Origin of the sequence: Pseudoalteromonas carrageenovora IAM 12662 (assembly GCF_900239935.1) — a bacterium.
Lineage (GTDB): Bacteria > Pseudomonadota > Gammaproteobacteria > Enterobacterales > Alteromonadaceae > Pseudoalteromonas > Pseudoalteromonas carrageenovora.
In genome coordinates this window covers 2,834,524-2,857,047 of the sequence record NZ_LT965928.1, presented here as the reverse complement: position 1 = coordinate 2,857,047, position 22,524 = coordinate 2,834,524, and the positions used below count along the sequence as shown (strand labels likewise).

25 protein-coding genes are annotated in these 22,524 nt (G+C 39.0%); 17 read left to right on the top strand and 8 right to left on the bottom strand.

Translation table 11 applies throughout. From position 1 onward, the window contains the following. Positions 1–9 precede the first annotated feature (9 nt). Genes ALFOR1_RS12945 through ALFOR1_RS12935 form a run of 3 tightly spaced genes read left to right on the top strand, consistent with a single transcriptional unit; the run spans position 10 to position 3,006 of the window. Positions 10–2,466: a YdbH domain-containing protein gene (locus ALFOR1_RS12945; protein ID WP_104643203.1), complete on the top strand. Its 2,457-nt coding sequence runs from the start codon at positions 10–12 to the stop codon at positions 2,464–2,466. A gap of 2 nt (positions 2,467–2,468) precedes the next feature. Further along, on the top strand, positions 2,469–2,666 hold the full coding sequence (locus ALFOR1_RS12940; protein ID WP_104643202.1) for a YnbE family lipoprotein: 198 nt from the start codon (positions 2,469–2,471) through the stop codon (positions 2,664–2,666). A gap of 10 nt (positions 2,667–2,676) precedes the next feature. Next, positions 2,677–3,006, top strand: coding sequence for a YdbL family protein (locus ALFOR1_RS12935; protein ID WP_006791592.1), 330 nt, complete (start codon positions 2,677–2,679; stop codon positions 3,004–3,006). A gap of 30 nt (positions 3,007–3,036) precedes the next feature. On the opposite strand, the gene ALFOR1_RS12930 is transcribed toward ALFOR1_RS12935, so the two are convergent. Both ALFOR1_RS12930 and waaA read right to left on the bottom strand, forming a co-directional pair. Then, entirely contained in the window at positions 3,037–3,585 is a 549-nt protein-coding gene (locus ALFOR1_RS12930) for a DUF1415 domain-containing protein (protein WP_104643201.1), read from the bottom strand. Then, positions 3,582–4,865, bottom strand: coding sequence for a lipid IV(A) 3-deoxy-D-manno-octulosonic acid transferase (waaA, locus tag ALFOR1_RS12925; protein ID WP_104643200.1), 1,284 nt, complete (start codon positions 4,863–4,865; stop codon positions 3,582–3,584). Before waaA ends, ALFOR1_RS12930 begins: the two co-directional genes overlap by 4 nt. A gap of 182 nt (positions 4,866–5,047) precedes the next feature. On the opposite strand from waaA, the gene ALFOR1_RS12920 reads away from it, so the two are divergent. Together ALFOR1_RS12920 and hldE are read left to right on the top strand one after the other, a co-directional pair. Beyond that, on the top strand, positions 5,048–5,638 hold the full coding sequence (locus tag ALFOR1_RS12920) for a D-sedoheptulose-7-phosphate isomerase (protein WP_058548704.1): 591 nt from the start codon (positions 5,048–5,050) through the stop codon (positions 5,636–5,638). Next, positions 5,638–7,077, top strand: coding sequence for a bifunctional D-glycero-beta-D-manno-heptose-7-phosphate kinase/D-glycero-beta-D-manno-heptose 1-phosphate adenylyltransferase HldE (gene hldE, locus ALFOR1_RS12915; RefSeq protein ID WP_104643199.1), 1,440 nt, complete (start codon positions 5,638–5,640; stop codon positions 7,075–7,077). The genes ALFOR1_RS12920 and hldE overlap by 1 nt, the downstream gene beginning before the upstream one ends. Positions 7,078–7,146: 69 nt before the next feature. Here the strand turns inward: hldE and ALFOR1_RS12910 are convergent, their stop codons facing one another. Then, on the bottom strand, positions 7,147–8,652 hold the full coding sequence (locus ALFOR1_RS12910; protein WP_104643198.1) for a capsule assembly Wzi family protein: 1,506 nt from the start codon (positions 8,650–8,652) through the stop codon (positions 7,147–7,149). Between the two features lie 211 nt (positions 8,653–8,863). Between ALFOR1_RS12910 and ALFOR1_RS12905 the strand changes: the two genes are divergently transcribed. Together ALFOR1_RS12905 and ALFOR1_RS12900 are read left to right on the top strand one after the other, a co-directional pair. Next, positions 8,864–9,934, top strand: coding sequence for a hypothetical protein (locus ALFOR1_RS12905; RefSeq protein WP_104643197.1), 1,071 nt, complete (start codon positions 8,864–8,866; stop codon positions 9,932–9,934). Next, on the top strand, positions 9,934–11,016 hold the full coding sequence (locus tag ALFOR1_RS12900; protein ID WP_104643196.1) for a glycosyltransferase: 1,083 nt from the start codon (positions 9,934–9,936) through the stop codon (positions 11,014–11,016). Before ALFOR1_RS12905 ends, ALFOR1_RS12900 begins: the two co-directional genes overlap by 1 nt. Here ALFOR1_RS12900 and ALFOR1_RS12895 read toward each other — a convergent pair. Continuing rightward, positions 11,005–11,727, bottom strand: a complete 723-nt coding sequence (locus ALFOR1_RS12895) for a 3-deoxy-D-manno-octulosonic acid kinase (RefSeq protein WP_104643195.1) — start codon at positions 11,725–11,727, stop codon at positions 11,005–11,007. The two genes, ALFOR1_RS12900 and ALFOR1_RS12895, sit on opposite strands and share 12 nt — an antisense overlap. 123 nt (positions 11,728–11,850) lie before the next feature. On the opposite strand from ALFOR1_RS12895, the gene ALFOR1_RS12890 reads away from it, so the two are divergent. From ALFOR1_RS12890 to glpG, 6 genes are all read left to right on the top strand, one after another. Continuing rightward, positions 11,851–12,909, top strand: a complete 1,059-nt coding sequence (locus ALFOR1_RS12890; RefSeq protein ID WP_058548698.1) for a glycosyltransferase family 9 protein — start codon at positions 11,851–11,853, stop codon at positions 12,907–12,909. Then, positions 12,909–13,469 (top strand): D-glycero-beta-D-manno-heptose 1,7-bisphosphate 7-phosphatase, encoded by a 561-nt coding sequence (gene gmhB, locus ALFOR1_RS12885; protein WP_104643194.1) that lies wholly within the window; start codon positions 12,909–12,911, stop codon positions 13,467–13,469. Before ALFOR1_RS12890 ends, gmhB begins: the two co-directional genes overlap by 1 nt. A gap of 157 nt (positions 13,470–13,626) precedes the next feature. Continuing rightward, positions 13,627–14,820 (top strand): glycine C-acetyltransferase, encoded by a 1,194-nt coding sequence (locus tag ALFOR1_RS12880; protein WP_104643193.1) that lies wholly within the window; start codon positions 13,627–13,629, stop codon positions 14,818–14,820. Between the two features lie 50 nt (positions 14,821–14,870). After that, positions 14,871–15,896: an L-threonine 3-dehydrogenase gene (gene tdh, locus ALFOR1_RS12875; RefSeq protein WP_058548695.1), complete on the top strand. Its 1,026-nt coding sequence runs from the start codon at positions 14,871–14,873 to the stop codon at positions 15,894–15,896. A 68-nt stretch (positions 15,897–15,964) separates the two neighbouring features. Further along, positions 15,965–16,282: a thiosulfate sulfurtransferase GlpE gene (glpE, locus tag ALFOR1_RS12870; RefSeq protein WP_058548694.1), complete on the top strand. Its 318-nt coding sequence runs from the start codon at positions 15,965–15,967 to the stop codon at positions 16,280–16,282. Next, positions 16,279–17,097: a rhomboid family intramembrane serine protease GlpG gene (glpG, locus tag ALFOR1_RS12865; RefSeq protein WP_104643192.1), complete on the top strand. Its 819-nt coding sequence runs from the start codon at positions 16,279–16,281 to the stop codon at positions 17,095–17,097. The genes glpE and glpG overlap by 4 nt, the downstream gene beginning before the upstream one ends. A gap of 4 nt (positions 17,098–17,101) precedes the next feature. Here the strand turns inward: glpG and ALFOR1_RS12860 are convergent, their stop codons facing one another. Continuing rightward, a complete protein-coding gene (locus ALFOR1_RS12860; RefSeq protein WP_058548692.1) occupies positions 17,102–17,500 on the bottom strand; it encodes a flagellar basal body-associated protein FliL in 399 nt (132 codons plus the stop codon). A gap of 156 nt (positions 17,501–17,656) precedes the next feature. Here ALFOR1_RS12860 and ALFOR1_RS12855 point away from each other — a divergent pair, with 156 nt between their 5' ends. Together ALFOR1_RS12855 and ubiA are read left to right on the top strand one after the other, a co-directional pair. Beyond that, the gene (locus tag ALFOR1_RS12855; RefSeq protein WP_058548741.1) at positions 17,657–18,196 is read left to right on the top strand and encodes a chorismate--pyruvate lyase family protein; all 540 of its coding nucleotides are present in this window, start codon (positions 17,657–17,659) and stop codon (positions 18,194–18,196) included. Further along, a complete protein-coding gene (gene ubiA / locus ALFOR1_RS12850) occupies positions 18,193–19,071 on the top strand; it encodes a 4-hydroxybenzoate octaprenyltransferase (protein ID WP_104643191.1) in 879 nt (292 codons plus the stop codon). Before ALFOR1_RS12855 ends, ubiA begins: the two co-directional genes overlap by 4 nt. A 34-nt stretch (positions 19,072–19,105) precedes the next feature. Here the strand turns inward: ubiA and ALFOR1_RS12845 are convergent, their stop codons facing one another. The 3 genes from ALFOR1_RS12845 to ALFOR1_RS12835 form a co-directional block, all read right to left on the bottom strand. Then, positions 19,106–19,726, bottom strand: a complete 621-nt coding sequence (locus tag ALFOR1_RS12845) for a 2OG-Fe(II) oxygenase (protein ID WP_104643190.1) — start codon at positions 19,724–19,726, stop codon at positions 19,106–19,108. Between the two features lie 87 nt (positions 19,727–19,813). Then, the gene (locus tag ALFOR1_RS12840) at positions 19,814–20,698 is read right to left on the bottom strand and encodes a LysR family transcriptional regulator (RefSeq protein WP_058548689.1); all 885 of its coding nucleotides are present in this window, start codon (positions 20,696–20,698) and stop codon (positions 19,814–19,816) included. Between the two features lie 377 nt (positions 20,699–21,075). Next, positions 21,076–21,498, bottom strand: a complete 423-nt coding sequence (locus tag ALFOR1_RS12835) for a DUF2721 domain-containing protein (RefSeq protein ID WP_058548688.1) — start codon at positions 21,496–21,498, stop codon at positions 21,076–21,078. An 83-nt stretch (positions 21,499–21,581) separates the two neighbouring features. Here ALFOR1_RS12835 and ALFOR1_RS12830 point away from each other — a divergent pair, with 83 nt between their 5' ends. Together ALFOR1_RS12830 and ALFOR1_RS12825 are read left to right on the top strand one after the other, a co-directional pair. After that, the gene (locus tag ALFOR1_RS12830; protein WP_058548687.1) at positions 21,582–21,932 is read left to right on the top strand and encodes a putative signal transducing protein; all 351 of its coding nucleotides are present in this window, start codon (positions 21,582–21,584) and stop codon (positions 21,930–21,932) included. Continuing rightward, positions 21,925–22,515, top strand: coding sequence for a YjaG family protein (locus ALFOR1_RS12825; RefSeq protein WP_058548686.1), 591 nt, complete (start codon positions 21,925–21,927; stop codon positions 22,513–22,515). Before ALFOR1_RS12830 ends, ALFOR1_RS12825 begins: the two co-directional genes overlap by 8 nt. The last annotated feature ends 9 nt before the right edge of the window (positions 22,516–22,524 follow it).

The following is a 22,524-nucleotide window of genomic DNA, read 5'->3' as shown; positions in this document are numbered from 1 at the left end:
AAGGACAGTATGTTAAAGCGCGTTGGTTTAATTATGGGGGCTGTATTGCTAAGTATAGTGTTGCTTGGCTATGTATTTCGTTTGCCACTATTACAATGGGCTGTAGCGCCTGAGCTTGAAAAAGCAGGTGTTACCTTAAGTTGCTTAGATTTTTCGCTTACGAGTAAGTTAAATGTGCACGTACAAAAAGCCTGTTTAAGTTACCAAAATCAAGAGCTTGCTCTTACAGGCATTACCGCAAATACTCGCCATGTTGAAATTAAACATGCGGCGCTTAATATAAATCCACTTCCTCAAAGTGATAAAGTAAGTAGCCCTGCAACAATTTTAGATTTAGCCCTTCCCGAAAAAAGACCAACAATTACAGTTGAGCAACTAAGTATAAACAGTGAGTTTTTAAATCAACCTTTAATTTTAAGTATTAACGAGCCTAAGCTTAACCAGTTTGTAGTAAGTGGTGATTTAAGTGCCAGCGCAACGCTTTACAATAATAAGGTACAAGGGCAGCTTAAAGTTAGTGATGAATTGCTTAAACAATTACTTAAAACCGATAACGCGTTATTAAGCGGGCTTAGCTTTAATACATCGCAAGCATTTAGCTTTAATGGAATAGAAGGGAGTGCCACTGGTAATTTACAGGCGCGGTATGACTATAAATTTAAAAACTGCGACATTAGTAATAATACTAAAGGGGTGCTAAGCGCTGCGTATAATTTAAATACCCAAAAGCTTGGGCTAGACTCAAGTAAGCTTAAAAACAATGTAACGCTTGGTAATAACTGCCAATCTCTTATTCCTGAAGGTGACTACAAGGCCTTTGCAGTTAAGCAACTTCCCCTTAATTGGCAGTGGGCTTTACCTAAACCAATAAGCCTAGTAGGTAATAATTTAGCCTTGCCGTTAATAACGCTTACAAGCGATGAGCAAAGCGAGCAAGACATAGACATAACTTTTACAGATACGTTTGTTAATACAGTCACGCCTTTACAAAGTGCGCGCACGCAGCTTAAAGCGCAGCTACACACTGATGATATAAAGGCTGTAGTGCTAAATACGCAGCTTGAAAACGCACAACTAAGTGGTAATTACGATATTACGCTTACCGCTTTGCCTGAATTTTTACCGGCTGATGCTAATAATGTAAAAGCCCACGGCGACTTTACACTTACTCAACTCATTGACTCTAAACCCGTAGGTAAAGTAAGTACTACATTTAGCTTTGACAAAGCCGTTGCTTATGGCACGACTATTAACGATTACACAGGTAAACTAGTGGTAAATATGAGTGAAAAGCTCGATGCAAACGTGGTTTTAAAAAGTGAGTTTAAAAGCGTTCAATACGATGAGTATAAGCTCACTGGTATTAACAATACCCTCAGTGCAAAGGCAAACTTAGGCGTGGGTGAGTTATTTGCTCATTTATCTGCGAATACTCAAATAAGTACACTGACAAGCCCGAGCATTGATTTAGAAAATATAAACGTGGATTCAAAGGGCTTGCAAAGCCGAGCGCTTAAAGCGTCTCATCATGTATTTGTAAATGGTATAGAGCTGGTGGCGAATCACCATATTTCAAAAGTAGAACACCCGTTTGAAGTAATAGTTCCGCAGCAAAATGTACTTTCGCTAAATTCAATTATTAGCCAATTTGAGCCGTTAGCTCAACTCACTCAAGGCGAGTTTGGTGGGCGTATTAGTGGCGATGTTAACTTACAAAAAGCCAATTTTTATTTAACTATTGATGATACCAGCGCGCTTTATAACGATTACTTAGCTAATCAGTTTAGGGCGCAACTTAGCGGGCAATATGATTCAGGACAGCTTAATGTTGAGCCTACTACCTTTAACGTTAATGAATTAAGAGCGGGCGCGGTAGTTAATAATATTAATGGCAAAATAGAAGTGGTAAATAATAGCGCGAAAGCATTTGATGTAAGTGGCAATGCGTTTGGTGGGGTATTTGAATTAGATAAATACTCGCTTTTAAAATCGCAGCAAACAGCCAATGTTACTTTTCAAGATATTGATGCGAGTAAACTCATTACCCTTGATGATAAGTCGGGAATTACTTTAACTGGTCGATTAAAAGGGTTGCTGCCCCTTCATTTTAGTGACAGTGGCGTAGAGGTTACAAACGGCAGCTTATTAAACCAAGGCGAAGGTAAGCTTATTATTAGCAATAACGCAGCGTTTGACTCTGTTATGCAACAGCAGCAAGAATTACAGCCTGTACTGAGCTTACTTAAAAACCTTGATATACAAAAACTTAATAGTACAGTAGCACTTAAAAGTGATGGTTGGTTAAATTTAGGTGTTAACTTACAAGGCTTTAATGAGCCACAACAGCAGCAAGTTAATTTTAACTATAACCACGAAGAAAACGTGTTTACGCTACTAAGAGCGCTAAGATTAAGTGACGAAATAACACAAAAAGTTGAGCAGCAATATTCTCAAAAAGGAAACTAATGATGAAAAATTCGTTAAGCATTAAGGCTATCATTGCCCTTGCTGCTATTGGCGCATTGAGCGCGTGTACGCACAGAGTAGAAGTAGCAGCTAAAGAGCCAATAACTATCAACCTTAATGTAAAAGTAGATCACGAAATTCGTGTGAAGGTGGATAAAGAACTCGATACCCTGTTCAGTGACGACAGCGAATTATTTTAGGAGCTAAATGATGACTATAAAAAATAAATTAAGTATTGCCACTTTAATTGGTGCAGTGTGTATGTCGTTTTCGGCGTGGGCGATTAGTTTAGATGATGCTAAAAGCCAAGGATTAGTGGGTGAGAACAGTTCGGGTTATTTAGGCTTAGTAGTACAAAATAGCGAAGCTAAAGCTGTTGTTGAAGAAATTAACGCAAAGCGCAAAGCTCAGTATTTAAAACTAGCTAAAAAGAACAATTTATCGCTCGCCCAAGTAGAAGCACTCGCAGCGGCTAAAACAATCGAAAAAACCCAAAGTGGTCATTATGTTGAAGTAAATGGCAGCTGGGTTAAAAAGTAACATTGAATTTGATACTTAAAAACCGAGCGGTTATGCGCTCGGTTTTTTTATGCCTTCTAAAAGTTGCTGCCAAAAGTCGATGCCTTTTCGCCTTGCAAGTTTAATATTGTGCTCAGGAATAGATTCTGGCTCATCGTAGCTTTCAAGCGCTTCGCTCATACTTAGTTCGCGTATTAAATGCAGTGTAGGGTAAGGAGCTCGGTTTGTGTAATTTGCGGCATCATCTTCCTCGCTGTCGGCAAACACGTAATCGGGGTGAAAATTAGCAATTTGATATTTACCTTCAAAGCCTTGTGCAACCAGTAGCGCATTGGCTAAATCAACTAAATCTAAAAAGTCTTCAAAATCGCTAAAGCCGTTATCAAACAGTATTAATGTGGTTTCGCGATCTGGATTTTGATTAAGCTGTGTGCATTGCTCAAGCATATCCATTACCGCATCATCAATTTTTACTGCTGGGCTAAGTACATAATGAATGCAGTTGTTCTCAACTTCTTTGCGGGCAAATGGGCAAAAGTTATATTTTACAATAACAGACGATACCCACTCACGGGTTTGAGTAATGGCTAAATTGGTCATGCTTGTGGCTCTAAATACTGATTAATTATGGTTAATGTTTTTTTAATGGCGCCTTGGTTTTTTAATACGCACTGCTGCGCTTTATTCCCTAAAGTTTGGCAAGCTTTAGTGTTTTGGCTTAAGTTAATTAATTGTGTAGCAAGCTCATCAGTGTTTTCAACAACCACAGCGCCTTTTAATTTTATAAGCTCAGGATATACATGATCAAAATTATACGTATGTGGGCCAGTTATAACTCCGACCGAAAAAGCTGCAGCTTCAAGTGGGTTATGCCCGCCGCGGCGAATTAAACTACCGCCTACATAACTTACATTACCAGCGCCATATAAACATTGCAGCTCGCCAAGTGTATCAGCTAATAGTACTTGCTCGTTTTGATAGTTATCGTTACTACGACGGCTAAAGCTAAGGGGGCTTTGAGCTAACGTGTCGGCTACTTTATCAAATTGCTCAGGGTGTCGAGGGGCAATAACTAAAAGCGAATTAGGGTGTTTTTTTAATAGTTGCTGGTGGGCATTTAATATCATTTCGTGTTCAAGTGGGTGAGTAGAGCCTGCCACCCATACAAAACGCTCTTGGGTTTTATATTCTGCTTTAAGGTTTGCAACTGAGGCTAGCTGCTCATTGCTTGGATTTATATCAAACTTAATTGAGCCTGTAACATGGCTTTTTGAGGGGGGTAAACCGAGCTCAATAAACCGCGCGGCATCTTTTTTATTGTGACTTGCAAGTACCGTGATTGAACGCATAATTATTTGCGTTAATTTGGCAACCTTTTGATACCCTTGTTGCGATTTTTCGCTCAAGCGAGCATTAAGTACCAGTACCGGAATATTCTTTTTATGGCTTATTGCCATTAAGTTTGGCCAAAGCTCGGTTTCCAATATGCATAGTGCTTGTGGGTTTAAACGTTTTAAAAACCGGGCGGTCGAAAACGGGAAGTCCATAGGTAAATAACTACACGCCGCGGTATTTTTAAATTGATTAATTATTTGCTCGCGACCTGTAGGGGTATTACAGGTAATAAGTATATTAAGCTGTGGGTGTTGTTTTTGCAGCGCTTTAATAAGTGGTGCAGCTGCAAGTACTTCACCTACAGAGGCGCAGTGTACAACTAACGGTTTGCCTTTACTTGTAAATAAGCTTTTGCTCACAAAGCCAAAACGTTCTTTAAAGTGTGCGCGGTAGCCTTTGTTTTTTTTACCTCTTAATACATATAAGTAAAATACAATCAGCGGGCTAATTAAAATTAAAGCGAATGAGTAAAAAATGCGTGCCATACTGAACTTTTATTGAGGTAAGTGCCCTTAGTTTAACGCGAAAGTGATAATTTCTGAACATGTGAAGCACTAAATTATGTTCCAGTTCAGCTATATTCCTATAAAATACACACAACTAAATAAAACTGTGGAATAATGGATTTAATTTTTTCCTGCCATTTCAGTTCCTAGAGGAATTTTTCATGTCAATTATCGATTCTGTGGCAACAAGCTACGTTGAAAGTTTAAACCGTCATCAAGCCTTATTTGAAACGATGGAGGCTTATCATCAAGAGTCTATGCAGTTATTAGAAGCATGCCATAGTGCATTACAAGCTGGTGGTAAGGTTATTTGGTTTGGTAACGGCGGAAGTGCGGCTGATGCTCAGCATTTGGCGGCCGAATTTGTAGTACGTTATAAATTAGAGCGCGGACCGCTTGCGTCTATGGCGCTCACAACCGACACGTCAATTCTTACTGCGCACAGTAACGACTACCATTTTGATACCGTGTTTGAGCGCCAAGTTCAGGCGCTTTGTAAACCAGAAGATTTAGTCATTGGTTTAACAACCTCAGGTACCAGTGCAAATATTAATTTAGCACTTGAAGCCGCTAATAAAATTGGCGCATTTACTGTTGCATTAACAGGCCGTGATGGCGGAAAAGTAAAAAACATTGCCAAGCTGCCAATTATTATCAAAAACGATGAAACAGCACGTATTCAAGAAGCGCATATGTTTATTGGCCACTGGTTATGTGAAGCCATAGATATGGTTGTTGCGGAGCAGCAGTAATGGATTTATCGCTATTAAAAAACTTATCTAAAGCGCGTATTTTAGTGGTGGGCGATGTAATGCTTGATCGCTACTGGTACGGTGACACCGGGCGTATCTCGCCAGAAGCGCCAGTACCCGTTGTTAAGGTAAGTAAGTTTGAAGACAAAGCCGGTGGCGCAGCCAATGTTGCTAAAAACATTGCTAGGCTTGATGCCAAAGTTGGGCTACTTGGCTTAATTGGCGAGGATGAAAGCGGGCAAATTTTAGAAAATATTTTAAAAGGTGAAAAAATAAGTTCACAGCTTGTGAGTGTATGTGATTTACCGACTATTTCTAAAATGCGCGTTATTAGCCGCCATCAACAACTTGTACGCCTTGATTTAGAAGAAACCTTTAGCGAGCAGCACAGCCAGCTGTTATTAAATCGCTTAGAGCTGGTGCTTGATGAATACGACTTTGTGGTGTTTTCTGATTACAGTAAAGGCTCGCTCAGCTTAATTAAAGAGATGGTGAGTATTGCCAAAGCGACGGGTAAAACCGTGCTTATCGATCCTAAATCGCCAGACTTACACTTATACGAGGGCGCAGACTACATTACGCCTAACTTGCATGAGTTTAATTTAGCAGGTGGTAAAACCGGCTCTGAAGAAATTTTAGCGCAAAGTGCCCGTGAGCTTATTAGTAAAAATGGTATTAAAGCCATGCTACTTACACGCTCAGAGCAAGGTATGTCGTTAATTAATGCCGATGAAAAACACGACTTTGCAGCTCAGCAGCTAGAAGTAAGCGATGTAACTGGCGCAGGTGATACCGTTATTGCAACTTTAGCTGTAATGCTTGGGGCAGGTATGGCCCCTAAAGATGCAGTAGAAATTGCTAATTTAGCCGCCGGTATTGTAGTAAGTAAACTTGGGGCAGCCACAGTGTCACCAGAAGAGCTAAGCCAAAAGCTAGGCCAATACTTACACATTAATGGCGAGCACTACCAAACTCCGTTTGATGATGTACTGCAGCATATTGAGTTTGCAAAACAAAACGGCGAAACCATTGTATTTACGAATGGTTGTTTTGATATTTTACATGCAGGGCATGTCCGCTACTTAGCACAAGCTAAAGCGCGCGGAGATAGACTCGTTGTTGGGTTAAATAACGATGAATCTATTACCCGTTTAAAAGGCCCTGAGCGCCCGATAAACCCGCTTGATGAGCGGGCAATAGTATTAAGTGCACTTGCCTCTGTTGATTGGGTAATCCCCTTTGGTAGCGCTGAGGAAAACGATACACCCGCTAAATTAATCGAGCAAATTAGCCCTGATATTTTAGTAAAAGGTGGCGATTATACTGTAGACCAAATTGCGGGCGCCGATCATGTACTGCGCCATGGCGGAAAAGTAGAAGTACTGACATTTTTAGATGGCTGCTCTACATCAAAAGTGATTAGTAAAATAAAGCAGTAATATAAATATTCATAATAAAAAGGGTTGAAAACGCAGTTTTCAACCCTTTTTATTATCACTCTACAACTTTTAAAAGTTATATTCGTACTTAGCAAACGCTGATGTGTCGTTTTCAGCGCCATCATTGTTCGATGCAAAAGCGCCCAGTGTTAAACGTCCACCCATTGCAAGTTGCCTGTAACGCAGTTCAACCTGTTTTGAGTTATAACCAGTTTTAGTAATTGTATTACCTAAATCTGGGTTACTAGGGTAGCGGTCGCGATTATCGCTGTTGTAATCAACGCTACGTAGTTTTACTTGCCAGTCATCACCGTTTGAAAGTTGCCCAAGCAGTGTTAAAACCACCGATTGTGCATCGTTATCAAAGGTTGAGCCTATGGTGCGGCCATGGTAACGGTAACCTGATTTATAATCTGAGTGCTCGTAATAACAGTTTTCATTAGTTGATTCAGCAGTGCACGAAACACCCGTATCGATATATTCAACATTCACTAATACATTTTGATCGTAAATACGTTGGGTCGTTTGCACACCAAATAAATAAGCTCTGTCGGCCGGTTTAAACTGTGAGCTGGCATCTTCACCTATGGTACTGGCATAAATGGCATAGGGGTGGCTAAATAATGTATCAGACCAACGAACGTCAATACCGGCAAGCTGGTTACCAATTTTAGACTCTAATGAGCTATCGCAACTTTCATTGCCGTCAATACAGTTGGTTTGCCCAGTAATAACATCAATAAAGTCACCGGCAGAGCTTGGTTGGCCTTCGCCAGCCCATTGTGCAGACCAACTTAACGCAATTTCCAACTCTTGAATTGGACGAAAGTTTAAACGGCTGCTCCACAGTAACGCATCAGGAATTACGCGGGTTGATTCCAGCTTTGCCATTTGGGCGGTAAAGCTCCATTGGCCTATCCAGCTTAACCACGGTGTTTCAAAAGCAGTGCTTTGCTCACGCGTTACACTTAGTGCAGGTAAAGGCTTGGCATTACCTGAAATAATTAAACTGTTATCAACACCCGGTCCCCAAAATTGCTCTACGGCGCCGGCTCTAAAAATCCAATTACCTAAGCGGTATGCTAAATAGCTATCGTCAAATGAAGTGTCGTTACAATCTTCAAGCGCTTGATCATCTAAGGCTATATCATCAGTTGTTTTACCTTCAATTAAACACTTTTTGCCATCGTTTCGGTAGTTAATAGCAACCTTTGCTGCAAAATTATCCCCAAGATAAGCATACGCTGCGCTTACTTCAGATTCTTGAGTGTTTGTAGCGCCAAAGCTTGTAGCTAGAATTGGATCTGATGCTGCAAAAGCTGAAAGTTGTACACTATGAGAACTACCATTTTCTGATTTATAACGATGTTTTACACGAAGTAACGCATCTTGTAAGCTCGGTGATAAAAGCTCAAGCTTGGTAGACTCAACCTCTCCAATAAAGCTTTTCCACATTAAAGGGTACGTTGTTACGGGCGCTAAAATAACGCCAGCATCAGCAAGCTGTTGAATATCGGCTCTGAGTCCGTAGTCATCTGGTTTTACCCATGGCTCTGCATTTACTGATACGCTCATAGCGCAAAATAGAGAAGAAAGTAGGAAAATTCTGTTTCGCAAAGTTCAGATCCTTGTGATTAAGATTGCGGCTAAGTTTACCAACCTAGGGCGGTTAATGCAGTAAATAATCAAAATAATAGCGTTAATTTAATGTATAAAAATGTAACCTATCTATCGTAAAAACTATGGTGTTGATATACTGCTGCGCAAATAGGAAATAGAGAATGCAATGAGCAACAAACGACTTTTATTTATACCCGTATCATCACCGCAAGGGATTGGTGAATACATGCGCTCGTTGTTGCTAGCTCAAAGCCTACAAAATGAATGCTCAAATACTCTCGATATACACTTTATTTTAAATAAGCACACTGCTTATGCTAAAAGCTGTCCATTTAATACAACTTTACTCGAACATTCGCCGACAAAAGAGCTTGATAAGGTATGTCAATTTATAACTGAATATAAACCAGATGTTGTAATCTTTGACTGCGCAGGGCGCGCTGCACATATGAAGGCGGCTAAAAAAGTAGGCGCAAAAGTAGTGTTTATTTCTCAGCACGCAAAAAAACGTGCTAAAGGCTTAAAGCTTAATCGTATTAATTTAATAGATAGTCATTGGGTAGTGCAACCCGATTACTGTATTGAGCCACTTAGCTGGGCAGAAAAAACCAAAATAGATATGTTTTCGCTAGCTATGCCCAAAAATGTGGGGCCTTATATTGCGTTTTCTTCAAAGCAACAAACTCAGCAAGTGCTAGATACCTATAAACTCGACAAAAAAGATTATTTTATTGTTAGTGCAGGCTCTGGAGGTCATTTGCTCAATGGTGAGAATTGCGCAGATGTTTTTTTTGCTGCCGCAGAGCAAATCTCATCTAAAACGGGATTAAAAGGGATGGTGGTCTTTGGCGCTAATTATAATAAGACCTTACCAACATCGAGTACAGTAATTAGTCTCACAAGCTTAGATAATAGTGAGTTTTTATCGCTGTTGGAACAAGCTAAATTTGCACTATTAAGTGCAGGCGATACCCTTTTGCAAGCTATTGCTGTAAACACTCCTGCTGTTGCTTGTGCTATTTCAAAAGATCAAAATGAACGCCTAACTAGCTGTGAAAGTACAGGCGTAGTACTTAAAGCTCGTTTTGATAAAAACGACATTATAAATAAAGTAGAAGCCTTACTTATAGAGCCTCACTTTAAAGAACTTTTGAGTAAATACTCACAGTTTAAAAATGCGCAAGGTTATGATGTTATAACCCAAGGTGTAAAAAATATGCTATTGGATAAGCATTAATGAATGTTGTTATTGTAATTGATTCATTAGCGGGTGGTGGTGCTGAAAAAGTGATGCTAACCCTTGCTCAGCAGCTTATAAAAGAGCATTGCGTAACCATTTTATCGCTGGCAGATAATTTTGAATACGCTATACCCGAGCAAATAAAGGTAGAGAGTTTATTTACTGATAGGGCATCTAAAGTCGATCGCTTTTGGAAAATAAATAAAAGCGTAGCAAAGTTAGAGGCCTGGTTTAGTAATAAACAACAAGACATAGGCGCGATAGATTTAGTACTTTCAAACCTTGATAGAAGTAATAATTTACTCGCTAAAAGTGCGGTTAAAAATGTGCATTTTGTTATGCATAACTCCGTAAACGCAGAGCTTGCTAGGCAAAAAAAGTTAGGGCCATTTTCATATCGCTATCTTAAAAAATCAAAACAAAACTTAAATGGCAAGTCACTAGTTTGCGTATCTAAAGGGGTAGAGCAAGAAATCAACCAAGGCGATTTAATTACGCCAAGTGCAATAACCACTATTTATAATCCATTTGATTTAGCTGATATAAAACGCCAATCTAATGAAGTAAATACGGCTATCCCGCAGTCACCTTACTTAATTCATGTTGGTCGCTTAGCTAAGCAAAAGCGACACGATATTTTATTTGCAGCGTTTGCCAAGCTTGATAAAAAATATAAATTGGTACTTTTGTGTAATAAGCCAGTAAAGGCATTTAAACTTGCAAAAGAGTATGGCATTGAAGAGCAACTTATTGTGCCAGGGTTTGAGCAAAACCCTTATAACTGGATTAAACACGCGCAAGCGTTAGTTTTAAGCTCTGACTTTGAAGGTTTGCCAACAGTTTTAATTGAGGCGTTAGCAGTGGGTACGCCTGTAGTAAGTACAAACTGTACCTTTGGGCCGAGCGAAATATTAACAGGCGAACTGGCTAATTACTTAGTACCTGTAGAAAATAGCGAAGAGCTATCGGCTAAAATAAAGCAAGTTTTAGCAAATAAGCCTAATGTAGAAAATGCGGGTATTTTGCAAAAAGTGAATGCTGAACTAGTAGCTCAGCAGTATTTAGCTTTAAGCTGTTAGCCTCTTTTCGTAAAGAGTACACAAAGCTTCCCAATCATTACTTTGCCAATTGAAGACGTTATTACGGCCTTGCTCTTTTAGGAATGAACGCTCCAAGCGCGCCATATTACGTTGTTGCCATTGAGGGTTCGGTGCTTTTAACTCCCCCCTATCAAAATCGATAATATATACGTCGCCTTTTTCATTAAATAAAATATTATTGATATTTAAATCGGCGTGATACACCCCTTTGTTATGAAATAGCGCAATAGTGTTGGCTATACTTTCAAGCTCACTACTATTTAAAGGGCGCTCAATTAGAACGTCGAGCAGGCTTTTAGCGCCGCTAACAGCTTGTGTAATTATATCACCTCGGTAAATCAAACCACTTTGAGATACTTTAGCTGCAATGGGCTTTGGCACATTTAGGCCTAGTTCAATAAGCTTTACCATTAAGCTAAATTCTTTATATACGCGTGTATTTTCAAGTCCAGGATAAAGGTATTGATCGCTTAATAGCTTACCAACTAACCCACCGCGCCAATAATGCCTTAGTACTGCAGTTAAATCATCGTGCTTAAAAAACCATGCTATAGCGCGGCCTTTTTTAGCGCCCACTATTTTATTTTTCTTTTGCCAATATTCTGCATCAAACCAGTTTATATCAACAAGGTTAAAATAATCTGGGTGGCTTAAAATAGTGTGCTTGCCTTGCTTTCGTGTCTTAAACATAGCTCGTTAAAATAATTCAATAATAGGTCTATATTAACGTGTTTTATGGCGCAGGATAAGTGCTTGCATTAACGCGAGTATAATTTAAGATCCCATCATATTATTTAAAACCTAACGGAATGCGTGACTCAAGTGCCTAATTACTCCTCTATTTGTATTTTAAGACTCTCTGCCATTGGTGATGTGTGTCATGCCGTTAGTGCTGTTCAAGCAATTCAAAAAGCGCATCCTAATGCAAAAATAACGTGGGTAATGGGTAAAGTAGAGGCTATGTTACTTGCTGATTTACCAGGTGTAGAGCTGGTAATATTTGATAAAAAAGAAGGTAAGGCTGCGCTTAAAAAATTAAAAAACACCTTTAAAGGTAAGCAGTTTGATGTGCTTCTTAATATGCAGGTGGCACTAAGAGCAGGCTTTGTAGCACGCTGTATACCTGCAAAAGTTAAATTAGGGTTTGATTGGGCGCGCTCAAAAGAGCTACACAGCTTATTTATAAATAAACGCATAGCAGCGCAAAAAGAGGCGCATGTATTAGAGGGCTTTAAAGGTTTTGCTAAAGCGATAGGGGTAAATGATTATGAACCCAGCTGGCAAATGCCTTACACGAGAGAAGATGAAGTTAAAGCGGATGAGTTATTAGGGCAAGACTATTTAGCTAATAAGTTATTTGTTATTTCGCCAGCGGCTAGTAAAGCTCAGCGTAATTGGTTGCCTGAACGTTATGCCGCACTTGCAGAACACGCACGCGCGCAAGGTTTTAACGTTGCTTTAACAGGCGGGCCTACCGAGCTTGAAGTAAACTTAGCAGAGAATATTATAAAACACTGTAACAGCCCTATTTTAAATCTTGTAGGTAAAACAAAACTTAAAGAGTTGCTATGTGTTTTGAAAAGAGCTGATTTAGTACTTGCCCCAGATACCGGCCCGGCTCACATGGCAGTAACGGTTGGCACGCCAGTAATTGGTTTATATGCACACTCAAACCCGGCTCGTACCGGCCCTTATTTATACCAAGACTACGTAGTTGAGGTTTATCATAAAAATTTACTTAAACAAACCGGTAAAACTGCGCAGCAAGTACCGTGGGGTACCCGAGTAAAGGGCGATGATTTAATGGGCCAAATAAGCGTAGAAAGCGTTAAGGCAGTGTTTGATCATGTTGTATTAAAAGAATCTTTATAATGACTGAACTACAAAATAAAGCCCTTTTTTTAGACCGCGATGGTGTTGTTAACGTTGATCACGGCTATGTATATCAAAGTGAAGAGTTTGAATTTATTGACGGCATTTTTAGCACCTGTAAAAAGTTTTATGATGCAGGCTACAAAATTATAGTAGTGACTAACCAATCAGGTATTGGGCGTGGTTATTATACCGAAGCTGATTTTTTAGCGCTCACTCAGTGGATGAAAACGCAATTTAGTAACCACAATATTGAAATTGCCGATGTTTATTTTTGTCCTCATCACCCTAAAAAGGCTTTACCAGAATATTTAAAGCAATGTGATTGCAGAAAACCAGCTCCCGGTATGTTACTACAAGGCATTAAAGAGCATAACATCGACCCCAAGCACTGCATTATGGTTGGCGATAAACTTAGTGATATGCAAGCTGCAAAAAAGGCACATATTGCTACACGTGTTCTTGTACGTTCAGGTCAAAGTTTTGACGAAAACGCAAAGCAATCTGCTGATCTAGTAATTGATTCAATAAATGATTTACCTGCATTTATAACATTATAAATCTAACCCTCTTATTAGTGTGTAAAGTGGCAGGAATTCCTGCCACTGCATGTGTTTGCGATAAACTGCAAACCGTGCATTTTACTCATGAAACTTTTACAATACCCACCATATTAAACAGTACCTGTTTACCCGTTCAATTAAATGGAGACCACAGATGAGAGCATCTGCTTTTTTTAGCCAGCTACAGCAGCAAATTGAAGACGTAAAAACCGAAGGTTTGTATAAAAACGAACGTATTATAAAGTCTCAGCAACAAGCTGAGATAGAAGTTGCATCAGGCAAAGTAATAAATTTTTGCGCGAACAATTACTTAGGTTTAGCAAATAGCCCTGAGCTAATAAAAGCAGCTCAAAATGGTTTAAACGATCATGGCTTTGGTGTTGCTTCTGTTCGCTTTATTTGTGGCACGCAGGATATTCATAAAACACTTGAGCAAAAAATTAGTGCATTTTTAGAAACCGAAGACACCATTTTATACTCGTCTTGTTTTGATGCTAATACAGGCTTGTTTGAAACAATTTTGGGGCCAGATGATGCCATTATCTCTGATTCATTAAACCATGCGTCAATTATTGATGGCGTACGTTTATGTAAAGCTAAGCGTTTTCGCTATGCGAACAACGACATGGCCGATCTTGAAAAGCAACTTATTGCTGCAGACGAAGCGGGTGCTAAAACTAAACTAATTGCTACCGACGGCGTGTTTTCTATGGACGGCGTAATTTGTAATTTAGAAGCCGTGTGCGACTTAGCCGATAAGTACGATGCTCTTGTAATGGTAGATGACTCTCATGCGGTAGGCTTTGTTGGCGAAAACGGTAAGGGTACACCAGAGTATTGTAATGTACTTGACCGAGTAGATATTATTACTGGTACATTAGGTAAAGCACTTGGCGGCGCATCAGGTGGTTACACCTCAGGTAAAAAAGAAATTGTAGAATGGTTACGCCAGCGCTCTCGTCCATACTTGTTTTCTAATTCACTAGCACCTTCGATTGTTACAGCATCAATTAAAGTACTCGAAATGCTAGAAAATGGTGGTGAACTTCGCGCTAAGCTTTGGTCAAACGCTAAATACTTCCGTGAACAAATGGAAGCTGCAGGCTTTACCTGTGCAGGTAAAGACCATGCCATTATCCCTGTTATGTTAGGCGACGCTAAAGTAGCATCACTGATGGCTGATAAATTACTTGCAGAAGGCATTTATGTGACTGGTTTCTCATTCCCAGTTGTACCAAAAGGCCAAGCCCGTATTCGTACGCAAATATCAGCAGCGCATAGCATTGAGCAGCTTGATACAGCGATCGCTGCCTTTACCCGCATTGGTAAAGAAATGGGTGTTATTTAAATTTTTTATAAACCGAGGCCAGTCCTCGGTTTTTTAGTTGAGTGTTAATGATGAAAGCATTATCTAAATTAAAAGCAGAACCGGGCATTTGGATGACAGATGCGCCAAAACCAGAAGTTGGCCATAACGATCTGCTTATTAAAATTCGCAAAACGGCTATTTGTGGAACCGACGTTCATATTTATAAATGGGACGAATGGGCAAGTAAAACGATACCTACGCCTATGGTGGTTGGCCACGAATATGTAGGTGAAGTAGTTGATATGGGTCAAGAAGTTCGTGGCTTTGCTGTTGGCGACCGCGTATCTGGCGAAGGCCATATTACCTGTGGGCATTGTCGAAACTGCCGTGCTGGGCGTGTTCATTTATGTCGTAATACCACAGGTGTTGGTGTTAACCGCGAAGGCGCTTTTGCTGAATATTTAGTTATTCCTGCATTTAACGCGTTTAAAATTCCAGATAACATTTCAGATGAACTAGCGTCTATTTTTGACCCGTTTGGCAATGCTGTACACACAGCGCTTTCGTTTGATTTGGTGGGTGAAGATGTCCTTATTACAGGCGCTGGCCCAATTGGTATTATGGCTGCAGCCGTTGCAAAACATGTAGGTGCACGCCATGTTGTAATTACTGATGTAAATGAATATCGCTTAGAGCTTGCCCGTAAAATGGGGGCTTCACGTGCTGTAAATGTTGCCAATGAAAAGCTCGAAGATGTAATGAATGATTTAGGCATGACAGAAGGCTTTGATATTGGCCTTGAGATGTCAGGCGTGCCAAGTGCATTTAATTCTATGCTTAATAACATGAACCATGGTGGTAAAATTGCCATGTTAGGTATTCCGCCATCAGATATGGCGGTAGATTGGAACCAAGTTATTTTTAAAGGCTTAGTGATCAAAGGCATTTACGGTCGTGAAATGTTCGAAACCTGGTACAAAATGGCAAGTTTGATTCAATCAGGTCTTGATCTAAACCCAATCATAACGCATCAGTATTCTGTAGATGACTTCCAAGCTGGCTTTGATATGATGATTTCAGGTCAGTCAGGAAAAGTAATTTTAAACTGGGATTAATTCCACAAAAAATTACAAGAAGGGCGGCTATGGCCGCCTTTTTTATTTAATTTATTAAAGAGATTTCAATGGCATTTAAACATATTTCTATTGCGCAAACGCATGAGCTGTTAGATAAAGAAGACGTAGTAATTGCAGATATACGCGACCCAAACTCGTATCAAGCAGGGCATATTCCAGGCTCTGAGGCTCTATCAAATGCAAATATAGCCCAATTTATGATGGAAAAAGAATTCGACCAGCCCATTATTATAGTGTGTTACCACGGCATGAGCTCGCAAGGTGCTGCAAGTTACTTAGTTGAGCAAGGCTTTGAAGATGTGTATAGCATGGATGGCGGCTTTACTGCCTGGGAAGCTTCATATAGTGAGAAAGTAGAACGATGATTGAACTTGGCAGTTTAAATAACCCGCGCGCCGCACAAGGCTTTATAGATTATTTAAAAAGCCAAGGTTTACAAGGGCAGTTAAGCTCCTCTGATGGTAGTAATGTAATAATTAGCGTTGCGCCTGAGCATTTTCATAAAGTACAACCTTTATGGGATGAGTTTGTACAAAACCCTAATCATGCACGCTATCAGCAAGCTTCTTGGGATGTAGGAAGTACGCAATCAGGACTTACCTACCAAGGACAGTCGCTTAACTTAATAGCGCGATTTAAAGCCCTTAGCTGGTTAAACCAAACGGTAAGTATTGTAAGTGTAATTATTTATTTTGCATTTTTACTCGGCGGCTTTGAGAAAATATACACCGCGCTTCAATTTAATCCTGCTCAGCCTTTAAGTTGGCTTACACCTGCACTTGTGCATTTTAGTGCTATGCATATAGTGTTTAATTTAATTTGGTGGATGTCGCTTGGTGATAATATTGAAAAACAGTGTGGTAAAATTAGCTTAGTAGGGCTTTTTGTTGTAACTGCGCTTATTAGCAACTGGGCTCAGTACCTAATTGTAGGCCCCAATTTTGGTGGCTTAAGCGGTGTGGTATATGGGTTATTGGGCTTTTGCTGGATCCATAGCTATTTAAACCCTAAGCGGCCTGCGCTAGTTAGTACACCAATCATTGGCTTTATGCTTATTTGGCTAGTACTTGGTTTTGCTGATGTATTATTTGTTGGCATGGCAAACTGGGCACATTTAGGTGGGCTTTTAAGCGGTATGGCCTACGCATTTACCGCTAATATTTTTAATGCAAAAAAATAGCTCTCTAGTGATACAGGTATTTAGTAAACAAGACTTCACGGATGATCTCTTGTCCTGTTTCTTCTTTGAGTAACATTTTTAATTTTTCAGCACATTTTGCTCTGATCTCTTCACGACCAGTTAACGACTTTATTTTTTCTTCAGGCTCTTTTGATAGTATTTCAACCAAGGCATCACGTAGTAATGGTGTATGGTGCTCAACAATAGCAATATCTGAAGTATCGGTTAGCATTAAATCGATAGTAACCCTTACGTAGCCCATTTTTTTACTAGAGGCGCCAATATAGTTAGTGATTATATCTGGCTCAAAACCAAAGTATCCTACGCTCGACTCCGCACGAGCAGTTAAGCTCATTATGCTAGCTAAAAGTGTAAAAAGACCTGCGTATACTATTTTTTTCATAATTTAGTGCATTTCCGTAAACCAGTTATAAATAGTTTATACTTAATAGTAGGTAATAAACAGCGCCAAGCAATTATTTATCTGCAATAAAACATCACTTTTTCAAATGCTTTGGCAATGTTATCATCGCGTTGGTTTTTATTTTATCGAGCTATTGTGATTACTTATCCCTTGTCTATTTCTGCTAATTGGCAGTCCACTTCATCTGTAAGTGATTTATCTTCTGCTGAACAAGAATGGCTATTTGAGCCAAATTCTTTAACCGCTAAATTAAAAAGTAAATCACAAATATTTAGTGTGAAAGTTTTAAGTGAGCAACTATTTACTTTAAGTCCTGAGCAACAAAATTTGCTAAGTTGTGCTACTCAAACAGCAATTAATCGAGAAGTTATTTTACTGTGCGATAACGTACCTATGGTATATGCACAAAGCTGGTTACCTAAAAGCGATGCAAGCAACCCGTTGCATAATATAGGGGAGCGTCCGTTAGGGGATGTGATTTTTCAAGACCCTGCATTAAAGCGTACAGAGATAGAAATAGCCTCTTTCAACTTCTCTCATTCAATACAACAATTAGTGACGTTGCTAAACTTACCAAACAGAGAGCTTTTAGGGCGTCGTAGTGTTTTTTCCCTACACGAATATCAATTTTTAGTGTGCGAAGTATTTTTACCAGGAGCGTATTTGTACTCATGAAATTAGCCTCATTGCATATCAAGCATATTCCTTTTTATATTCAACTAATGCGTATCGATAAGCCAATAGGTACTTTATTACTCCTGTGGCCTACATACTGGGCTTTATGGCTTGCTAATAGCGGTATGCCTAGTTTGCTTAACTTTATTGTATTTACACTGGGAGTGGTTGTTATGCGCAGCGCCGGTTGCGTTATTAACGATTTTGCAGATAGAAAAATAGATGGAGCTGTTAAGCGCACTGCAGGGCGCCCGCTCGCTACTGGGCAAGTAAGCGCTGGTGAAGCATTAAGCTTATTTGCACTGCTTATTACCATTGCTTTTGTACTCGTGATGTTGTTGGGTATAAACACTATATTATTGTCGTTTGGGGCGCTTGCTTTAGCATTTTGTTACCCTTTTATGAAGCGTTATACCCAATTACCCCAAGTGGTTTTAGGTGCTGCGTTTGGCTGGGCAATTCCAATGGCCTATATGGCATCGATTAATTCAGTACCATCGCAAGCGTGGCTATTATTCATTGCTAATATCTGCTGGACTGTAGCCTACGATACTATGTATGCAATGGTCGATAGAGATGACGATTTAAAAATAGGGGTAAAGTCTACAGCCATCTTATTTGGTCAATTGGATCGTCATATTATTTTTATATTAAATACTGTATTTATCGCAATTGTTGCTTTTATTGGGCTAAGTAATAATTTAGGTGCGGTATTTGGCGTTGGCGTAAGTGTTGCTGCGGGTTTACTTATTTATCAGCAAACACTTATTCATAAGCGCGATAGAAGTGATTGCTTTAAAGCATTTTTAAATAACCATTATGTGGGCTTAGCTATTTTTATAGGGTTACTAGTTTCTTATCCTATGGTAGTTTAAAACCTCCAGACAGGCTTTAAACTACTTATTATTACTACCTTGGTGGGTCTATAATACCGCTTATAGAAGCGTTTTTTCTAAACCATCCGGCTATAGAGTAACGCTCATCAACGGCGGGTAATACTTCATGGGCAAAACGCTCACTTTCAAACATAACTAATGTACCCGCGGTTGGTTTAATCGTTATTTCAATTTCTTTACTTTTAGGTTTATAAATAACAAGTTCGCCACCTTGTTCAGGTGTATTTAAATAAAGCACAGTTGTAAATACGCGATTAGAGCGTCCTTTAAATACATCTATATGTTTTTTATAAAAGTCACCATTCGTATACTTTGCATAGTGACATTCGTAATCAAATAACCCCATAAAAAAAGTACGGTTTAGCGTTGTTTTTATACTTTGCATAATAGCTTGATAGGTAAGCTGCGCCTGAGAGCTGCCATCAAACCAATAGGTTTTATCTTTACGAATAGTTTTATCTATTTGCAAATCGTTTAAACGGCCAATACCGGCAAGACTAAAGTGAGGGTTTATACGGTGACAATCGGTTACTAACTCATTAACTAATTCAGCAATAAGCGCGTTATGAATTACGGCGTATCCTTGGCGTTCTATATCATCTAAATAGACATCGGAACCAAAAAGTGTGTTCATTCATGTCAGCTGTTTAAAAAAGGTGCGACAGTGTAGCCGAAAAATAGCTAAAAGCTACTGTTTATTATGCCGCACTTTTTTTAATAATTAGTTAAACGTAGTGCCTGCTTTTTTAATTAGCGATAGTAAGTGCTCTACATGTTCACTAATCGCTGTTTGTTGGCTTGTTTGCACTACAAGCTGTTCATGGCTTAAATCTTTATTCGTTTTTAATTGCACTAAATTCGAGTGTTCAGCAATTGTATTAGCATGCTCAATACTTGCAATTGCAAAGTGATTAGACTTAACAACGCCCGCCATTACTTGCTCAATACTGCCTACTTTAATACTTGATGATTTGTTTAAAGAGTCAATGGCTTCGTTTAGCATAGTTTGTACTTGTTTTGATTGGGAAAAACAACCGTACATAGGGTAACCATCTAAGTCGTGCTTACTAATATCGTTTTTATGAGCCAGAGGGTGGTTTGTTGACACAAATAAAACAAGCTGATCAGGTAAATGTATATCGCTTCCAATACTATTAATAGCTTGCGAATATACGCTTATGTCTATTTCTCCTTGTTGGAGTTTACGTGTCAGTTCTTGCTGGTCTTGTAGTTGCATCTCTATTTTAATGTGAGGGTACTGCGCTAAAAATTGTCCGCACGAAATAGGCACTATGCTACTGGCCTTATTGGTATAGCCAATAACTAGCTTTTCATCAGCGTTGCCATTAACAGATTGAAAAATTCGTTTTTTAGTTAGTTCAAGTTCCGACAGAGTGTTTTTCGCGTAATCAAGAAAAAGCTCGCCTTCAGGCGTTAATTTAACAGAGCGGGTTGAGCGTTTAACTAATTCATATCCCATTTCATCTTCAAGAGTTTGAATGCTGCGCGTAAGCGCTGAAGTACTGATTTGGGTTTGCTCAGCTGCTTGTCTAAAGTGACGTAACACACCAAGCGCTACAAATTGCTCTAATTGTTCAAATCTCACTTTATAGTCCCTTTTTATAAGTAAGTCGCAGTTACCGCGAACATCAAATATATTAATTTTTATTCTAAAGATTAGTAAAATTTAATACTGAAATACGTTTGCAAGTTCATGCATGATTTAGGCAGGATACCCCCCTTTAAGTATTAATTAAAGAGAAAAGCGACCAAATAGTATTACTTTTTTAATTTAAAACTAGTTGTTCATTCTTATTTATTTATATTTATGCAATTATTTTTATTTTAAAGTTATTTTTACTCAGTAAGTTAGGTGTAAAAGGTTAAGTTTTTTATTCTAGTTAATGAAAAGGTATATGCTCGAATTAGTAGCCCATACCATGTAATTGTTACAATCAATAGGTGTGCTTAAGCGTATACGTATTATTTTACAAAGTTACGGTTTACTCTGTTACTTAATGGCTTGTTTTCAATACTTTGTAGCTCTATTTCAATTGCATCACAAGATATGTGTATTTCAAAAAGAGAAGTTAATAGCGATAAGCTTAAACACGCCAAACTTACGCCAAATAGAATAATGCCAGTGGTATTAAATTCAATAAACAATGCAAACATTGATAGCGTGCAAAGTAAAAATGATGCTACACCATACACTTGCATAGTTCGAATCAGCTTTATTCGCTTTCTTAAATTAGTAATTTGAGCAACAACAACTGGACGTATAGACTCACCTTCTCGCGCATTGAGCTCTCTAATTAATTGCGCTAGAACTAAAAAGCGGTTTGTATAAGCAAGTAACAAAAGTGAAATTGCCGGAAAAAGTAAGCCAGGGGTCGTAAGAGTCATTGTTTTATCCTAAAAAGTTACTTACTACACAGTTTAGTAGAGTATCGTAGGATATTGTAAACGCAAAACAAATGAGGTGATAATTGCAAAATATTAATACTGAAAACTCTCACAATGCATTTCATTGGATAACACTCTACAAAGCTGACAATAATCTTGAAGCGAATATTGTAAAAGGGCTTATTTTGAGTGCTGGCATAGAGTGTCAAATTCAAGGTGAAATGTTACAAGGTGCGTTAGGTGAAATCCCATTTGAGCAAACCCAAGTTAGTGTGCAGGTTTATGCGATAAAAGAGCGCCACGCGCGTGAAATATTGGTAAACTATCAACAAGTAAAACAATCCGCTCCAGATTGGGTGTGCCCTAATTGTAATGAGCATAATGGATCAACATTTGATTTTTGTTGGTCATGTGAGACTCTAAAGAATGACTAAAGCGAATAATTTTCAACGTATTAGAGAGCTAAACTACTTACAAAAAGCAGTGCTAGCAGGTGCTTTAATTGAGCGTATGTTGCCAAACTACGGTTTATTTAGTGAGGCCACTGGTTTTGGTGATGAAGCATTACTACGTAGTGCGCTTAACGTTTGTTGGGAAAAAATATTACTACCTAAAAGTAAAATTGATCTTGAAAAACAAGTTGAAAAAATTGAGCCAAATGTTCCAGAGCTTGCTGACTTTGATATGTTTGGTACTTACCCTGCGATAGATGCTGCTACCTCTTTGTTAAGTCTTATGCATGGCCTTATGGGTCAAGATGAGCAAGAGTTTATTAGCGTAAGTAAAATTTCGCAGGCTACAGTAGCGCGTTTTATTGAATACCAAATGACTGTTGAAGGCGAAGTAGCTGACAATAAGGCAGTGCGTGAGCACCCATTAATGCAATACGAAATTGACGTGCTTAGGGAGCTAATCGACTTTGTTGAAAATATGGGGCGTATTACCTCAGAAAATGTTAAAGCACTTAAAAAGCAAGCTATTGCGGATGGACAAACCAACATTGGTTTGGCGTTATAAACACATTAA

Coding starts and splice junctions, on each gene's coding strand:
- ALFOR1_RS12945 (WP_104643203.1), top strand. CDS start 10: ATGTTAAAGCGCGTTGGTTTAATTATGGGGGCTGTATTGCTAAGTATA.
- ALFOR1_RS12940 (WP_104643202.1), top strand. CDS start 2,469: ATGAAAAATTCGTTAAGCATTAAGGCTATCATTGCCCTTGCTGCTATT.
- ALFOR1_RS12935 (WP_006791592.1), top strand. CDS start 2,677: ATGACTATAAAAAATAAATTAAGTATTGCCACTTTAATTGGTGCAGTG.
- ALFOR1_RS12930 (WP_104643201.1), bottom strand. CDS start 3,585: ATGACCAATTTAGCCATTACTCAAACCCGTGAGTGGGTATCGTCTGTT.
- waaA (WP_104643200.1), bottom strand. CDS start 4,865: ATGGCACGCATTTTTTACTCATTCGCTTTAATTTTAATTAGCCCGCTG.
- ALFOR1_RS12920 (WP_058548704.1), top strand. CDS start 5,048: ATGTCAATTATCGATTCTGTGGCAACAAGCTACGTTGAAAGTTTAAAC.
- hldE (WP_104643199.1), top strand. CDS start 5,638: ATGGATTTATCGCTATTAAAAAACTTATCTAAAGCGCGTATTTTAGTG.
- ALFOR1_RS12910 (WP_104643198.1), bottom strand. CDS start 8,652: ATGAGCGTATCAGTAAATGCAGAGCCATGGGTAAAACCAGATGACTAC.
- ALFOR1_RS12905 (WP_104643197.1), top strand. CDS start 8,864: ATGAGCAACAAACGACTTTTATTTATACCCGTATCATCACCGCAAGGG.
- ALFOR1_RS12900 (WP_104643196.1), top strand. CDS start 9,934: ATGAATGTTGTTATTGTAATTGATTCATTAGCGGGTGGTGGTGCTGAA.
- ALFOR1_RS12895 (WP_104643195.1), bottom strand. CDS start 11,727: ATGTTTAAGACACGAAAGCAAGGCAAGCACACTATTTTAAGCCACCCA.
- gmhB (WP_104643194.1), top strand. CDS start 12,909: ATGACTGAACTACAAAATAAAGCCCTTTTTTTAGACCGCGATGGTGTT.
- ALFOR1_RS12880 (WP_104643193.1), top strand. CDS start 13,627: ATGAGAGCATCTGCTTTTTTTAGCCAGCTACAGCAGCAAATTGAAGAC.
- tdh (WP_058548695.1), top strand. CDS start 14,871: ATGAAAGCATTATCTAAATTAAAAGCAGAACCGGGCATTTGGATGACA.
- glpE (WP_058548694.1), top strand. CDS start 15,965: ATGGCATTTAAACATATTTCTATTGCGCAAACGCATGAGCTGTTAGAT.
- glpG (WP_104643192.1), top strand. CDS start 16,279: ATGATTGAACTTGGCAGTTTAAATAACCCGCGCGCCGCACAAGGCTTT.
- ALFOR1_RS12860 (WP_058548692.1), bottom strand. CDS start 17,500: ATGAAAAAAATAGTATACGCAGGTCTTTTTACACTTTTAGCTAGCATA.
- ubiA (WP_104643191.1), top strand. CDS start 18,193: ATGAAATTAGCCTCATTGCATATCAAGCATATTCCTTTTTATATTCAA.
- ALFOR1_RS12845 (WP_104643190.1), bottom strand. CDS start 19,726: ATGAACACACTTTTTGGTTCCGATGTCTATTTAGATGATATAGAACGC.
- ALFOR1_RS12835 (WP_058548688.1), bottom strand. CDS start 21,498: ATGACTCTTACGACCCCTGGCTTACTTTTTCCGGCAATTTCACTTTTG.
- ALFOR1_RS12825 (WP_058548686.1), top strand. CDS start 21,925: ATGACTAAAGCGAATAATTTTCAACGTATTAGAGAGCTAAACTACTTA.